Source organism: Amycolatopsis sp. CB00013 (assembly GCF_001905755.1).
Classification (GTDB): Bacteria; Actinomycetota; Actinomycetes; order Mycobacteriales; family Pseudonocardiaceae; genus Amycolatopsis; species Amycolatopsis japonica.
The window spans coordinates 1,463,351-1,477,092 of the sequence record NZ_LIWC01000001.1; the positions used below are offsets into that span (position 1 = coordinate 1,463,351).

Annotated in this window: 13 protein-coding genes; 5 read left to right on the forward strand and 8 right to left on the reverse strand. The window is 69.3% G+C overall.

The genetic code is table 11. The features are described 5' to 3' along the window. Positions 1-281: 281 nt before the first annotated feature. Positions 282-1,220 carry a non-homologous end-joining DNA ligase gene (gene ligD, locus AMK34_RS06530; protein ID WP_174492027.1) on the reverse strand — a complete coding sequence of 313 codons (939 nt, stop codon included), beginning with the start codon at positions 1,218-1,220 and terminating at the stop codon, positions 282-284. 53 nt (positions 1,221-1,273) lie between these two features. Between ligD and AMK34_RS06535 the strand changes: the two genes are divergently transcribed. After that, positions 1,274-1,948: a TetR family transcriptional regulator gene (locus tag AMK34_RS06535; protein ID WP_073844626.1), complete on the forward strand. Its 675-nt coding sequence runs from the start codon at positions 1,274-1,276 to the stop codon at positions 1,946-1,948. Here AMK34_RS06535 and AMK34_RS06540 read toward each other — a convergent pair. Together AMK34_RS06540 and AMK34_RS06545 are read right to left on the reverse strand one after the other, a co-directional pair. Then, positions 1,893-2,222, reverse strand: a complete 330-nt coding sequence (locus AMK34_RS06540) for a sporulation protein (protein ID WP_037338814.1) — start codon at positions 2,220-2,222, stop codon at positions 1,893-1,895. The genes AMK34_RS06535 and AMK34_RS06540 overlap by 56 nt on opposite strands. Next, positions 2,222-2,788, reverse strand: a complete 567-nt coding sequence (locus tag AMK34_RS06545) for a TetR/AcrR family transcriptional regulator (RefSeq protein ID WP_073843639.1) — start codon at positions 2,786-2,788, stop codon at positions 2,222-2,224. Before AMK34_RS06545 ends, AMK34_RS06540 begins: the two co-directional genes overlap by 1 nt. 86 nt (positions 2,789-2,874) lie before the next feature. On the opposite strand from AMK34_RS06545, the gene AMK34_RS06550 reads away from it, so the two are divergent. Continuing rightward, entirely contained in the window at positions 2,875-4,029 is a 1,155-nt protein-coding gene (locus AMK34_RS06550) for an agmatine deiminase family protein (RefSeq protein ID WP_073843641.1), read from the forward strand. On the opposite strand, the gene AMK34_RS06555 is transcribed toward AMK34_RS06550, so the two are convergent. Further along, positions 4,017-4,676, reverse strand: coding sequence for a GntR family transcriptional regulator (locus AMK34_RS06555; protein WP_198941635.1), 660 nt, complete (start codon positions 4,674-4,676; stop codon positions 4,017-4,019). The genes AMK34_RS06550 and AMK34_RS06555 overlap by 13 nt on opposite strands. A gap of 103 nt (positions 4,677-4,779) precedes the next feature. On the opposite strand from AMK34_RS06555, the gene AMK34_RS06560 reads away from it, so the two are divergent. Then, positions 4,780-5,580, forward strand: a complete 801-nt coding sequence (locus AMK34_RS06560; RefSeq protein WP_073843643.1) for a carbon-nitrogen hydrolase family protein — start codon at positions 4,780-4,782, stop codon at positions 5,578-5,580. 106 nt (positions 5,581-5,686) lie between these two features. Here the strand turns inward: AMK34_RS06560 and AMK34_RS06565 are convergent, their stop codons facing one another. The 3 genes from AMK34_RS06565 to AMK34_RS06575 all read right to left on the reverse strand — a co-directional run bounded on the left by AMK34_RS06565 (position 5,687) and on the right by AMK34_RS06575 (position 10,006). Further along, the gene (locus AMK34_RS06565) at positions 5,687-7,012 is read right to left on the reverse strand and encodes an alpha/beta hydrolase family protein (RefSeq protein WP_143202344.1); all 1,326 of its coding nucleotides are present in this window, start codon (positions 7,010-7,012) and stop codon (positions 5,687-5,689) included. Then, the gene (locus AMK34_RS06570; protein WP_073843645.1) at positions 7,009-9,330 is read right to left on the reverse strand and encodes a penicillin acylase family protein; all 2,322 of its coding nucleotides are present in this window, start codon (positions 9,328-9,330) and stop codon (positions 7,009-7,011) included. The genes AMK34_RS06565 and AMK34_RS06570 overlap by 4 nt, the downstream gene beginning before the upstream one ends. A gap of 97 nt (positions 9,331-9,427) precedes the next feature. Then, complete coding sequence (locus tag AMK34_RS06575) at positions 9,428-10,006, reverse strand: ArsR/SmtB family transcription factor (RefSeq protein WP_073843646.1); 579 nt, start codon at positions 10,004-10,006, stop codon at positions 9,428-9,430. Between the two features lie 249 nt (positions 10,007-10,255). Here AMK34_RS06575 and AMK34_RS06580 point away from each other — a divergent pair, with 249 nt between their 5' ends. Together AMK34_RS06580 and AMK34_RS06585 are read left to right on the forward strand one after the other, a co-directional pair. Continuing rightward, complete coding sequence (locus tag AMK34_RS06580) at positions 10,256-11,461, forward strand: lytic transglycosylase domain-containing protein (RefSeq protein WP_073843648.1); 1,206 nt, start codon at positions 10,256-10,258, stop codon at positions 11,459-11,461. Positions 11,462-11,573: 112 nt separating this feature from the next. Then, a complete protein-coding gene (locus AMK34_RS06585; protein ID WP_073843650.1) occupies positions 11,574-12,002 on the forward strand; it encodes a pyridoxamine 5'-phosphate oxidase family protein in 429 nt (142 codons plus the stop codon). Between the two features lie 45 nt (positions 12,003-12,047). Here the strand turns inward: AMK34_RS06585 and gcl are convergent, their stop codons facing one another. Further along, on the reverse strand, positions 12,048-13,742 hold the full coding sequence (gcl, locus tag AMK34_RS06590; RefSeq protein ID WP_073843652.1) for a glyoxylate carboligase: 1,695 nt from the start codon (positions 13,740-13,742) through the stop codon (positions 12,048-12,050).

Below are 13,742 nucleotides of genomic sequence, written 5' to 3' on the forward strand. Positions count from 1 at the left end.
CGCCCTGTCCCCTTCCCGCATTTAGTCCTCTGAATGCGGGAAGGCACGGGATCGCACGCGTCGCGAAAGCCACTTTCGGGACACCAGATGTCTCGAAAGTGGCTTTCGCGACACTCCGAGTCGGCGCCGAGGTGATGGTCGCGGGCTTTGCGGGAGACGGCAGCAGCTGGCGTTGCGAAAGCCACTTTCGCAACCTTCAACGTTGCGAAAGTGGCTTTCGCAACGCCACCGGGCAAGGCCCACGCCTCCCCGCATTTAGTCCTCTGAATGCGGGAAGGGGGTCACTCGCCGTCGGTATCGAGGCCGTCGCGATCGGCCCATTCGAGCAGGGTGTCGAGCGAGTACGCCGTGTCGTCGATGCCCGCGTGCAGGTCGCCGAGTTCGGCGAAACGCGCGGGCACGGTGGCGATCGTGAAGTCGCGGGGTTCGACGTCGTCCACCTCGTCCCAGCGGATCGGGGTCGAGACGACGGCTTCGGGCACGCCGCGGACCGAGTACGCGCTCGCGATGGTGTGGTCGCGGGCGTTCTGGTTGTAGTCCACGAACAGCTTCGAGGGATCGCGGTCCTTGCGCCACCAGGTCGTGGTCACCTCGTCAGGCATCCGCCGCTCGACCTCGTGCGCGAAGGCGAGCGCCGCCCGGCGCACCTCCTGGAAACCCCACCGCGGTTCGATCCGGACGTAGACGTGCATGCCGTGCCCGCCGGAGGTCTTCGGGAAGCCGGTGATGCCGAGTTCGTCCAAAATCTCGCGGACGGTGCCGGCGACCTTCCGCACGGTGGAGAACGGGCAGTCGGGCATCGGGTCGAGGTCGATCCGCCACTCGTCGGGGCGTTCGGTGTCGGCGCGGCGGGAGTTCCACGGATGGAACTCCACGGTCGACATCTGCACCGCCCAGATCACGTCGGCGGGATGGGTGACGCACAGTTCGTAGGCGTGCCTGCCGGACGGGAAGTCGACGCGGACGGTCTGCAGCCAGTCCGGGGCACCGTTCGGGACCCGTTTCTGGTGGACCTTGTCCCCCGACACCCCGGACGGGAAACGGTGCAGCATGCACGGCCGTTCCCGCAGCGCCCGCACGATCCCGTCGCCGACCGCGAGGTAGTACTCGACGAGGTCGAGTTTCGTCTCACCCCGCGCCGGGAAATAGACACGATCCGGGTTCGAGACGCGCACCGTCCGGTCGCCGACCTCGATCTCCACCGCCGAGCTTTTCGCCATACGGGGAAACTAGCCCGAAAGTCATCGATCCGCGCTCTGCCAGGATGAACGGCATGGCACCACGGACCCGCGCGGAGGCTTTGTCCCGCGAGCGCATCGTCGAAGCGGCCGTCGAACTGCTCGACGCGGACGGCGAACGCGGGCTCACCTTCCGGACGTTGACCGAGCGCCTCGCCACCGGTCCCGGGGCGATCTACTGGCACGTACCGAACAAGGGCGCCCTGCTCGATGCCGCGACCGCGTCCGTCATCGCCACCGCCCTGACCGTCGACGCCGGAGGCTCGCCCCAGGACGAGATCCGGGCCATCGGCCTGAGTCTGTTCGAAGCGATCGAGCGCCACCCGTGGCTTTCCCCGCAGCTCGCCCTCCAGCTTTCCCGCAGCCCTCGGGGTTCGGTGACACCGCGGATCTTCGAAGCCATCGGACAGCGGGTCAGCGCGCTGTGCATCCAGGAAACCACCTGGTTCACCGCGACCTCGGCGCTGGTGCACTACGTCTTCGGCGCCGCGGGCCAGAACGCGGCGAACTCCCGGGTGCTCGGGCCCGGGGTGGACCGCGCCGAATTCCTTCGCGCCGCGGCGAACGCGTGGGAAGACCTCGACCCCGCCGAGTTCCCCTTCCTCCGGTCCATCGCCGACGAGGTCCGCGAGCACGACGACCGGGAGCAGTTCCTCACCGGGATCGAGCTGATCCTCGCCGGGATGACCGGTGGATCGCGGCGACCATGACCGCGAACACCGCGCCGAGGAAGGTCACGTCCACCGAAGGAACCCAGCGCACGTCGCCGCCCTTGACCACGTAGGCGCCGACGGGACGCGCGGCGAGGATGAAGCCGCCGCCCTCACCTTCCTTGCCCTGTTCGCTGCCGTGCCCGCCGCCACCACCGCCGATGACACTCGCGGCCGGGATGATCACGACGCCGTCCTTCTCCACCGGTTCGCCGTAGACACGCCGGACGGTGAGGTTGTCACGCATGACACCGACGATCTTCTCGAGCCCCATCAGGTCCCCGCCCTGTCCAGTTCCAGCGCGATCGCGCCCCTCAGGAGTTCCCGCGCCCGGTCCAGCTCCATCGAACCAGAAAGCCACCGCTCGCTGAGCCCTTCGACCAGGCCGGTGAGCCGTTCGGCGGCGTCTTCGGCCCGGACATCGGCGCCGTCGACCCGCCGGATCACCTCGGCGACCTCGTCCACCCAGATCCGGGTCGACTCGGCCAGCGGTTCGCGCAGTTCCGGGGTGAACACGGCACTGGCCCGCAGCTCGCCCCAGGCGGTGCTGTTCTCCCGCACCGCCTGCGTGTCCTGAAGTTCCCCGAACAGCAGGAGTTCGAGCTCGGCGCGGGGATCCGCCGCCTCGACAGCGGCCTCCTCGGTGTACGCCGCGGCGCGATCGCTGACGAATTCCAACGTCTTGCCCAGCAGTCCGGCGCGGTTCGTGAAGTGGTAGTAGATCAGCGACGTCGAGATCCCGGCCTCGGCCGCGATCTTCTCGACCCGCAGGCCTCGCACACCACTGCGCGCGATCACCCGCACGGCCGCTTCCAAGATCTTCTGCTGACGTTCGAACACGGGTGATCACCTTAGCGGGTTCATCCTGACTGAATTTTCAGTCAGGATGCTATCGTGTCCGCACCGGTCCGACCAAGGAGTGCAGAGTGTTCGATTCGTCCCTACCCCGTCGCACAGTCCTGCGCGCCCTGACAGCGGTCGGCGCCGTCGCCGTCGGGAGCGCGGGATGTTCGGAGAACCCGGCCACGCCCGCTCCGGCGGCAGGCTCACCCGAGCCCGCTGCGGCGGCGGCTCGCAGGCTGGGCGCCGAATGGGAAAGTCACGCGCGCACCTACCTGTCGTGGCCCGCGTCGAAGTCCATCTGGGCGGAGGATCTGCCCGCCGTCCGCGAGGAGATCGCCGGTCTGGCCAAGGCGATCGCCGACTACGAACCGGTGGTGCTCCTCGCCCGGCCCGAGCACGCCGACGCCGCTCAGCAGGCTTGCGGGGACACCGTCGAGGTCGTCCCGATCCCGGTCGACGACCTGTGGGCACGCGACACCGTCCCGGTGTTCGTCGAGGAGGGCGGCAAGGTCGCCGGGGTCGATTTCAACTTCAACGGCTGGGGCGGCAAACAGAAGCCGCACGACAAGGACAACGCCGTCGCGAGGTCCGTGCTGGGCAAATACGGCCTGGCCCGCACGGAAACCTGGATCACCGCCGAGGGCGGCTCGTTCGAGACCGACGGGGCCGGCACGTTGATGGTCACCGAAAGCTCACTCGTCAACGACAACCGCAACAAGGGAAGGACCCGCCAGGAGATCGAAGACGAACTCAAGAAACTGCTCGGCGTCCGGAAGGTCATCTGGTTCGCCGGTGTACGCGGCGAGGACATCACCGACGCGCACGTCGATTGCCTGGCCCGGTTCACCGCGCCCGGCGTCGTCCTCCTGGACAAGGCGGCGCCCGGGACCCCGCCCGATTCATGGTCCCGCGCGGCCGATCAGGCGAGGTCGGTACTCGCGAACGCCACCGACGCCGACGGCAAACCCTTCAAGGTGGTCGACCTCGTCCAGCCGGATCCGGACAAGGTCGAAGGCTACGGCGAAGACAGCGTGATCTCGTACGCCAACTTCTACGTCGCGAACAAGTCGGTCTTCGTGCCGAAGTTCGGCGACGCCGAGGCGGACGAGCGTGCCCAGCAGGTCTTGCGCGAGCACTTCCCCGGCCGCGAGATCGTGCCGGTGAAGATCCCGACCATCGCCTCGGGCGGCGGCGGGATCCACTGCTCGACGCACGACCAGCCGGGTCAGCCTTCCTGAGGCAGCACCGACATCACTTCGGACACCGGGCGCAGATGCTCTTCCAGCAACCGCGACGCTTCCTTGGCATCGTGGTCGTTCAGGGCGGCGACGAGCGCCCGGTGTTCCTCGTTGATCACGGTCAGCCGTTCCGGCCGCGCCTCCAGCGCGCGGACCGTGACGCGTTGTTGCCGCGAACGCAGGGTGTCGTACAGCTCGGTCAGGACGGTGTTGCCCGCGGCGTTCACGATGGCGCGGTGGAAGCGGCGGTCGAAGCCCGAGACGGCGAACCAGTCGCGTTCGGCGCCGGAGTTCGCCATCGCCTCGATGAGTTCCGGCAGTTCGGCCGGCGCCCCCGCGCGGTTCGCGCAGAGCGTCGCGATGGCGTGCCCTTCGATCAGGCGCCTGCTCTGGTAGACCTCTTCGAGCTCCCTGGCGGTGACGGTGCGCACCTGCGCGCCCTTGCGCGGCAACAGGCTGATGAACCGCTCCGCGGCCAGCCGGTGGAACGCCTCGCGCACCGGCGTCCTCGACACGCCGACGACGCCGGAAACCCACATCTCGTCGAGGAAGCGGCCGCCTTCCAGCTCACCCGAGATGATTCCGTCGCGTAGCCACGTGTAGACCCGCTCACGCGCCGGGCCGCCCCCTTCGGCGGTCACAGTCATCTCGTTCCCCCTCTATGCCGTCACTTTCCGCGACTGAGCCTACACCTGGACCAGCCAAGTATCCATCATGTATACAAGAGTTCCACTTATCGGAAGGGGTCCCATGGTGCACGTCGCGGTGGCGCAGTTCGCGCCCGGCAACGACAAAGAGGCCAACCTCGCCCGCGTCGCCGCCCTCGTCGGCGAAGCGACCGATCGCGGGGCGCGAGTGGTCGTGCTGCCCGAGTACTCGTTGTTCACCGTACCGACGATGAGCCGGGAATTCGTGACCTCGGCCGAAGAACTCGACGGCCCGTTCGTCACCGAACTGCGCGGGCTGGCGAAGGACCGGCAGATCACCGTCGTCGCGGGCATCAACGAAGCGCTCCCCGGCGGCGAGCGGATCTCGAACACCCTCGTCGCGGCCGGTCCCGACGGCGCCATCGCCGCGCTCTACCGCAAGCTGCACCTGTACGACGCCTTCGGTTTCCGCGAATCGGAGCTGGTCCGGCCCGGCGACATCGAAGCGCCGGAGACGTTCGAGGTCGACGGGATCACCTTCGGTCTCCAGACCTGCTACGACCTCAGGTTCCCGGAGGTCACCCGCCGCCTGGTCGACGCCGGCGCGGACGCGGTGCTCCTGCCCGCGGAGTGGATGCCCGGACCGCTCAAGGAGGACCACTGGACCACGCTGGTCCGGGCCAGGGCGATCGAGAACACGATCTACCTCGTCGCGTCGGGGCAGGCCGCGCCCGCCGGTTCGGGACACAGCATGATCGTCGACCCGATGGGCGTGGTCGTCGCCTCGCTCGGCGAGCGCACGGGGACGGCGACCGGCGAGGTCTCGGCCGAGCGGATCTCCGAGGTACGCGCCAAGAACCCGGCACTGGAACTGCGCCGGTTCGCCGTCACCCCGAAGTCCTGAGTATCTTCTGACCCGGAGGTCCGTTCGTGAAGACACGCCCTCGGGCGTGGTGACGCGGCTTCCGTACGCCTGGGTGCCGGGTGGCCGCCCGGCACCCAGGCTCATTTCACGGCACCAACAGTCCCCAGTGGACGGCCCACGGGACGAACAACGCGGCGCCCGCCAGCAGCAGGCCGACCCGGACTCCCCCGCGTTCCTTCCCACGCCACCACGAAACCGCGGTCACCGCACCGGCGGCGACGACGCCGACCGCGATCAGCTGCAACGCGAGCCAGGGCAACGTCCGTCCGAAAAGGACCGGACCCGGCGCCATCGCCGCCCCCATCGACAAGGCGATGTAGTAGGCGAGGAACCCCGCCGTGGCGAGCGTCCCCGTCGACGCGAGCCAGCGTGCGGGCCCGGCGAGCGGAACGCTTTCCCTGCGCCGGAACAACGCCGTCACCGGATAGGCCGCGAACGCGAGCAACGCCAGCGCCCAGACCCCGATCTGCACCCACGGCGCCTCGTACCAGGCGAGCGGTGCGAGGGCGACGCTCTGGCTCGCCTGGACCGGAGGCGGATCGGCCGACGGCCCGTCCTTCGTTCCGTTCACCCAGTTCGCCACGAGTTCGAGGTAACCGGGGGCGAAGCCGTCGAGCTTGTCGAAACCGTCGGTGGTCTGCTGCAGCCCGTGCTGGGCCTGGGGGAACACCTTCAGCGTGTACTGCCGGTTCCCCGCCCGGTCCAGCGTTTCCCGGAAGATCCGGACGGCCTCGCCGGGCGGGGTGAGCCGGTCCAGTTCACCCCACAGCCCGAGCACCGGCTGCCGCACCTTCTCCAGCACCGGCACCGGGTCGTATCCGGCCTCGGGGAAGGCACCCGCACCCGCGAGGGTCCGCATGTTCGTCGAGGCCACCATGTCCACCATCGAGCCGGTGACCCCGCCCCGCCGTAGATAGGTCTCGAGCGCCCACGCCTGCTGACGATCGGGCGAGACCCCGTTGGCGCCGACGGTGACCGCGAACGCGACGTCCTTCGACTTCGACGCCGCCAAGGGCGCGACCCAGCCCCCTTCGCTCAAGCCCCACACCCCGACGCGGGACGGATCCACGCCGGGACGCGAGCGCAGTGCCTGCACGGCGGCGAGCGCGTCGTCGGCCAAGACCGAGTAGTCTCGCTCGAACAGCGAATAGCCCTCGGTCCGCTTGTCGTAGATCAGGGTCGCGATTCCCGCCTTGGCGAAGGCTTCCGCCTCGGCACGGTAATCGTCCCGGTCGTGTTCGCCGGACCCGTGCACCATGACGATGCCCGGCGCCGGCCCGCCGCCCTCCGGCGCGACCACCGTTCCCCTCAGGGTGACTCCGTGGCTGGTGAACGAGACTTCGCCGTCCGTCACCGCCGCGGGCAGCGGTGACGAGACCGCCACGACGGCCGCGAGCATGGCCGCGATCATCGCCTGCTCACCCGGAGCACCTCGAGCGACGGCGACGCGAGGATGTCCTTCTCGCAGTACCGTTCGGCGACCCACTGCTTGCGCGAGTACAGCTCCGTCTGGTCGCTGTGGTGCGCAGACTTCGGGTTCGCGGACTGCGAGTAGGTCATCAGCGTCGTCGTGTCCGGGCATCCGGTCCCGTTGAACGCCACGACGTGCAGATACGTCCCGCCGTGCGTGAACTCGGTGTACCCACGGGCCGGATCCCAAGGTCCGCCGAGGGAGTTGTAGACCCCGCGGCCCGCGGTTCCGCCGCCCAGCGGGATCTTCCGGCCGTCGCGGACGACGTAGTGGTTGTCGCCGTACGGCGCGTCGAGCGGGATCTTCGCCGCACGCAACTCCGAAGCGGCGTCCGAGAGCGCCTTGCGGATCGCCGCGTTCCCCGTGTCGAGCGTGTTCGGCGTGTGCACCGGATCCTTGACGTCGAACGGGTTCTTCCAGATCTCCGGCCCCATCCGGTCCACCGCGGCCCAGAACCGGTCGAAGAGCAACGCGCCCCGGCTGCCGGCGTCCGAACGACCGTCCCAGCCCGCCAGCGCCGCGCAAGCGTCGTCCAGCCCCGGCATCGTGCGGCACATCGCGACGACGTCGGCCCGCACGAGTTCGGCGGCGTGGTCCCGATTCGAGAACATCAGGTCCCGCATCGCTTGCCCCGTGAAGCCGCCCTTCTTCAGCTGATCCGCGATCTCGACGAGGCCGGCACGCGTCCGCATGTTCTGCTCGTAGCGGACCGGGCCCACGATCCTGGGGTAACCGGTCTTCGGCTCGGCGGGGTTGACCAGCCAAGAGCTGTCGTTCGAGTTCGCCGCGTAGTCCGACCGGCTCAGGCTGGGCAGGCTGGACGGCCCGAAAGTACCCGGCCGCAGCGCGTCCCGGTCGCGGCCCCAGGCGCACGCCGTCTTGGAACCGTCGAGCACCGCGACCCCGTTGGCGTCGAACAATTCCTTGCCCAGCGGCGTGTTGCAGCGCGCGGCCTTCTCGTCGGTGACGTGCGGGACCCCGTGGATCTGGCTGAACTCCACGCGGCCCCGGTCGTCGGTGGCGAGGATGTTCATCCACGGCAGCCCTTGGGTCTCGCGGACCGCGCCGATCATCTCCCCCGCCCTCCGGGCGCGGGCGATCGAGAACATGGAGTTCGTCATCCCGAGGTTCGTGGCGTTGGCGTCCGCGATGGCGAACGCGCTCGACGCCGTCCACGGCAGCTCGCGCTGCCCGAGCCGGGTCGTCACCGGGCCGTACCTCGTCGTCCACTGTGGACGTACGACGCGTTCCATGGTGCCGTCCGCCTTGCGCGACAGCACACTCACGTCGGCACGCCGCATCCGCTCGGGCTTCCCGTCGACCAGGTACGTCGTCGGCGAGCCGGGCACGAGCTTCAGCTCGAACAGCGTGTACGTGCGCGTGGTGTCGGTGGCGGTTCCGCTCCAGGCCGCGGTTTCGTTGTGCCCCAGCCACATCAGCGGAATCCCGGGGATGCCCGCACCGCTGACGTTGAGCTTGCCTGGCAAGGTCACCTGTGACTGCCAGAGCCTGGTCCCGCTCAGCTGCCACGGCAGGTGCGGGTTGGCCAGCGAGACACCGCGTCCGTTCGCCGACGCGGAGGAGCCGATCGAGATCGCGTTGCTGCCGATCCCGGTCTCCCCGAGCATCTGTTCGGTACCGCCGCCCGCGGGCGGGGCCCCGGGCAGCGACGAGGTGATCGAGTCGGCGACGCCGCCCTGGCCGAAGATCATGCCGACCGCGTGACTGTGGCGGTACACGTCCAGTTCGGTGATCGGCTTCAGCCAGCCCGCGCCCCGGCAAGCCGGATCGGTGATCTCCCCGGTGCGCAGGTACTTGTTGACCCCCTCGACGTAACCGCGGATCAGTTCGCGGACCTCGCGGTACGGCCCGCGCGGCGCGGGCGCCGACAGGAGCCGCTCGACGGCGCCGCTTTCGTTGAGGCCTTGGAAATACAGGTCGCTCGCGAGGTTCGTGCTCGCCTGGCTCACCCCGCTCGTCGGCGGTGCGTCCGGCCCGAGCCAGCGGGAACGCTCGGCCCGCGTCGTGACCGCGACGTCTGCGATCGCGCAGATGTTGTCCTTGGCCGCGGCGAATCCCTGCCCGAAGCCCAGGCTCGCCCAGTCGTTCGCGACGATGTGCGGGATGCCGTATTCGGTGTAGCGGATGGTGGCGTCCGACCGGGATCGCCCGTCCGGCGGTTGCGCGGCCGCCGCGGTCCCCGCCGCGAGCAGGCTCGCCGCGGCGCACACGGCCGCGATTCTCTTCCAGAGCAGCATGCTGCTCCCCCTTTGTGTGTGGAGTGGTTCGTGAAGACACGCCGTCCGGCGTGGTGACGCGATTCCGGTGGTCGAGTGGCCGCTCTCCCACCGGTTTTCAGTTCCCTTCCTGCACCTCCCCGTCCGCGTCCGGGAACGCCGTCCAGCGCACGAGCACCTTCCGCGCGTCCGGGCCCGGCTCCGGCCGCCAATAGCGGCGCAACAGCTCCAGGTATTCGTCGAAGAACTCTTTGAGCTCTTCGAGGTTCACGTAGACCGAGCCGCGTGAGAACACCAGCGCGTCACCCCATTCGCCCAGCTCACCGCGACGCTCGAGGAAGGTCGCCAGCTGTTCGAGGTCTTCGGTGAACGCCGCGCGCTGCGCCTCGTCGAACACGGCGCGCATCTCGTCGTTCTGCTCGCTGTGCCGCGGCCAGCGGATGTCGCGCTGGCGGGCCCGCCACCAGCGCTCCTTGCCGTGCGCGAGCTCCGGCGCCTCGTCGACGAAGTCGTATTTCGCCAGTTCCCGCAGGTGATAGCTGGTCGCGCCCGAACTCTCCCCCAGTTCCTTGGCCAGCTTCGTCGCCGTCGCGGGGCCGCGGCCCAACGCCTCCATGATCCGGCGGCGCAACGGGTGCATCACCGCCTTCAGCACGGCGGCGTCGGCGATCTCTTCGGGTGGCGGCGGGCCGGTCATGACACCAAGATAGACGTGCAAAGGAGATTGTGCAAAGGACTCTTTGCACGCGGTTCAGACCACTCCGCGGGGCGGCCGGGGATTCTGCTGACGATTCGGTGAACTCAGCGTGAAATTGACAACTTCACTACGAAGGTCTTGTGCCGCGAGGACGAAAACTCGACAGGATCGCGGGTTTTTCGTTGCGTCGTCCCCGAAAACCGGCTCTATCGGATAGTTTTGCGCGGAGTCGACCTTGCGGGAGAGAACATGCCGAAGCACCGCCCTCGACAGACGGACAAGTTGTCCGCCCGGCACCGGACGGCCTTCGCGCTCGCCGGCGGCGCGCTCGCCGTGCTGCCCGCGGTCACCGCGTCCGCGGGCCCCGACGCCCCGATCGCCGCGCCGAAGCCGTCCGCGCCGCAGAACCAGGCCGCGGCCTGGCAACCGCCGGCGGGCACGGTCCCGGAGATCGCCGTCGACGGCAGCCTCCCCGAGCCGCCCACCCCGGATCCGCTGACCGTCCCCGGGCATTCCGGCAACATCGGCGGCGCGTTCGCGCCGTCGGGCGCGCTCGGCATCCCCGCCAGCATGATGAAGGCGTACAAGAACGCCGCCGACATCCTCGCGAAGGAACTGCCCGGCTGCCACATCGACTGGGCGCTGATCGCCAGCATCGGCCGGATCGAATCGAACCACGCGCGCGGTGGTTACGTGGACGCGAAGGGCAACACGCTGGAGCCGATCCTCGGCCCCCAGCTCAACGGCGCCGGCCCGTTCGCGGCCATCCCGGACACCGACGGCGGCAAGTACGACGGCGACACGGTGTGGGACCGCGCCGTCGGCCCGACGCAGTTCATCCCCTCCACGTGGAAGGGCTACGCCTCCGACGGCAACGGCGACGGCGAGTCGAACCCGAACAACATCTACGACGCGACGCTGGGCTCCGGCCGCTATCTTTGCTCCGGCGGGGTCGACCTGACGTCCGAGCAGACCCAGCGCGTGGCCGTGTACCGCTACAACCACTCGCTGTCCTATGTGGACACCGTGATCCGCTGGGCGGTCGCCTACCGCGGCGGCGTCGCGACGATGCCGGACAGCCAGGTCCCCGTCGGCGCGCCGGACTCGCAGGACGTCGCCGCCGGTACGCCCGACGGCCAGGTCCCGGTGCCGACCCTGCCCGGCACTCCCCCGCCCGGCACGACCACGCCGGGTCCGACCCCGCTGCCCGGCACGTCCGTCCCGCCGAGCAGCAGCACGCCGCCGAGCAGCTCTTCGCCGTCGAAGCCGACCAGCACGCCGCCTTCGTCGACGCCTCCCTCGTCGACCCCGCCTTCCTCGACGCCTCCTTCGAGCACCCCTCCGTCCTCGACGACGCCTCCGCCGTCCAGCACGTCTTCCGCGGCGCCGTCGTCGACTCCGGCGGGGAACACCGGCGAGACGTCCCCGACCAGCAGCACTTCCCCGACCCCGTGATGCGGCTTCCGACTGCGGCTTGATGCCAGGCCCGGTCCGTAGCCCGGAATGCCCTGAAGTCGGGCCGCGTTGTCGCCTGTCGTAGATCACCTACGAGAGAAGCGAGACACGGATGTCGTCTTTCGTCATGACCGCCGAGGAACGCGAAGCCTTCCTGAGCGAGGTCCACATCGGGGTCCTGGCCGTGGAGCGGGAAGGGCGGGCCCCGCTGGCCGTGCCGGTCTGGTACGACTACGAGCCCGGCGGCGAACTGCTGATCTGGATGGACGGCGGTTCGGTCAAGGACAAGGCGATCAAGAAGGCGGGCAGGCTGAGCCTGGTCGCGCAGTCGGAGACGCTGCCGTACAAATACGTGACGGCCGAGGGTCCGGTCATCGCGAACAACGCGCCGCCGACCAGGGAGCAGGCGCTGAAGATCGCGCAGCGCTACCTGCCCGGCGACGAGGGCACGAAGTACGTCGACGGCGCGCTCAGCGACAACTCCGTGCTGGTCCGTGTCCGGCCGGAGAAGTGGCTGAGCAACGACCAGGGCAAGGCCTGACCGCACGACGGTGTCCCGGCGGGCGAGCCACCGGGACACCGTCGTTCAGCCCGCGATCGGCTCGAACTCGACGACGCTGTCGAGCGCCTTGCCCATCGCGGCGTTCCCTTCGCGTTCGATCATGATCTCCACTAGCACCGGCCGCGACGTCCGCTCGGCCTCCTTGCGTGCCCACTCCAGCGAAGCCCGGATCTCGCCCGGCTCGGAGACGCGGGTGCCGGAGCAGCCGTAGGCCTCCATGACCTTCACGTTGTCCGTGCCGATCTTGTCGTAGTGGATGTCGACCTCGAAGTTCATCTCGTAGCCGGTTTCGGCCTGCCGGATGAGCCCGAGGTACTCGTTGTTCAGCATGATCAGCACGAACCCGACGTCGTACTGCGCGGCCACCGCCAGCTCCTCGACCAGGAACTGGAACGAGTAGTCCCCGACGACGCCGACGACCTCGGCCTCCGGTTTCGCCTTCTTGACGCCGATCGCCGCCGGGATCTCCCAGCCGAGCGGGCCTGCCTGGCCGCACACCTGGTAGTGCCGCGGCTTGTGCGCGCGCTGGAACTGCCCGGACCAGATCTGGTAGAGCCCGATCGCGGTGACGAAGTAGGCGTCCTCGCCGTAGAACTCGTTGATCTCCTTGAACACCCGAGGCGCCTTGATCGGCGTGTCCTCGAAGTCCTCACGCCGCGGCAGGCTCTCCTTGAGCTCGCCGATGCGCCGCGGCCACGCGCGATCCCGCGCCGGGGAACGCTTCGACGCCGCCTCGATCAGCGCGTCCAGGAAGGTGCCCGTGTCGGACACGATCCCGAGGTCCGGCCCGAACACCTTGCCCAGCTGGGTCGGCTCGATGTCGACGTGGATGAACTTCCGGTTCCCCCGGTAGACGTCGAGGTCACCGGTGTGCCGGTCGCCGAACCGCGCACCGAGCGCCAGCACCAGATCCGCCTCGAGGAACGCCGCGTTCGCCCAGCGCTGCGAGGTCTGGATACCCGCCATGCCGGCGAACAGTTCGTGGTCCTCGGGGAAACTCCCCTTGCCCATCAACGTCACGCCGACGGGGACGCCGAGCAGTTCGGCCGCGGTGCGCAGCCGGTCGCTCGCGTCTCCGAGCACCACTCCGCCGCCCGCGAGGATCAGCGGCCGCTCGGCGGCCAGGAGCAGGTCCAGCGCCCGCTCGACCCTGGCCGGGGACGGCGTCGCCCTGATGACCGGGAGCGGCGAGTCGATGCTGGAGTCCCATTCGATCTCCTGCCGCTGGACGTCGATCGGCAGGTCGATCAGCACCGGGCCGGGACGGCCGGACCGCGCGATGCGGAACGCCTCCCGGAACACCCACGGCAGCTGGGCGGCCTCCTTGACCTGCACCGCCCATTTGGTCACCGGCTTGGCGATCTCGACGATGTCGACGGCCTGGAACGCCTCGGTGTGCAGCTTCCGCGAGTCGGCCTGCCCGGTGATGCACAGGATCGGGATCGAGTCGGCCTGCGCGGTGTAGAGGCCGGTGATCATGTTCGTCCCGGCGGGCCCGGAGGTGCCGATCGCGACTCCGACGTTGCCGGTGGTCCTCGCCCAGCCGTCGGCCATATGGGTCGCGCCCTCCTCGTGGCGCACGATCAGATGCTCGATGCCGCTGTCCTGCATCGCGTGGTACAGCGGGAGGATCGCGGCGCCCGGACACCCGAAAGCGGTGTCGACGCCCTCACTGACCAGGACGTCGACGACGGCCTGCATGGCGGGGATTCTGGGCAT

What these genes read in the sequence shown, in the direction of transcription:
- ligD (WP_174492027.1), bottom strand. Translation starts at nt 1,220, where the DNA reads ATGGCGAAAAGCTCGGCGGTGGAGATCGAGGTCGGCGACCGGACGGTG.
- AMK34_RS06535 (WP_073844626.1), top strand. Translation starts at nt 1,274, where the DNA reads ATGGCACCACGGACCCGCGCGGAGGCTTTGTCCCGCGAGCGCATCGTC.
- AMK34_RS06540 (WP_037338814.1), bottom strand. Translation starts at nt 2,222, where the DNA reads ATGGGGCTCGAGAAGATCGTCGGTGTCATGCGTGACAACCTCACCGTC.
- AMK34_RS06555 (WP_198941635.1), bottom strand. Translation starts at nt 4,676, where the DNA reads ATGACTGTGACCGCCGAAGGGGGCGGCCCGGCGCGTGAGCGGGTCTAC.
- AMK34_RS06560 (WP_073843643.1), top strand. Translation starts at nt 4,780, where the DNA reads ATGGTGCACGTCGCGGTGGCGCAGTTCGCGCCCGGCAACGACAAAGAG.
- AMK34_RS06565 (WP_143202344.1), bottom strand. Translation starts at nt 7,012, where the DNA reads ATGATCGCGGCCATGCTCGCGGCCGTCGTGGCGGTCTCGTCACCGCTG.
- AMK34_RS06570 (WP_073843645.1), bottom strand. Translation starts at nt 9,330, where the DNA reads ATGCTGCTCTGGAAGAGAATCGCGGCCGTGTGCGCCGCGGCGAGCCTG.
- AMK34_RS06575 (WP_073843646.1), bottom strand. Translation starts at nt 10,006, where the DNA reads ATGACCGGCCCGCCGCCACCCGAAGAGATCGCCGACGCCGCCGTGCTG.
- AMK34_RS06580 (WP_073843648.1), top strand. Translation starts at nt 10,256, where the DNA reads ATGCCGAAGCACCGCCCTCGACAGACGGACAAGTTGTCCGCCCGGCAC.
- AMK34_RS06585 (WP_073843650.1), top strand. Translation starts at nt 11,574, where the DNA reads ATGTCGTCTTTCGTCATGACCGCCGAGGAACGCGAAGCCTTCCTGAGC.
- gcl (WP_073843652.1), bottom strand. Translation starts at nt 13,742, where the DNA reads ATGCCCAGAATCCCCGCCATGCAGGCCGTCGTCGACGTCCTGGTCAGT.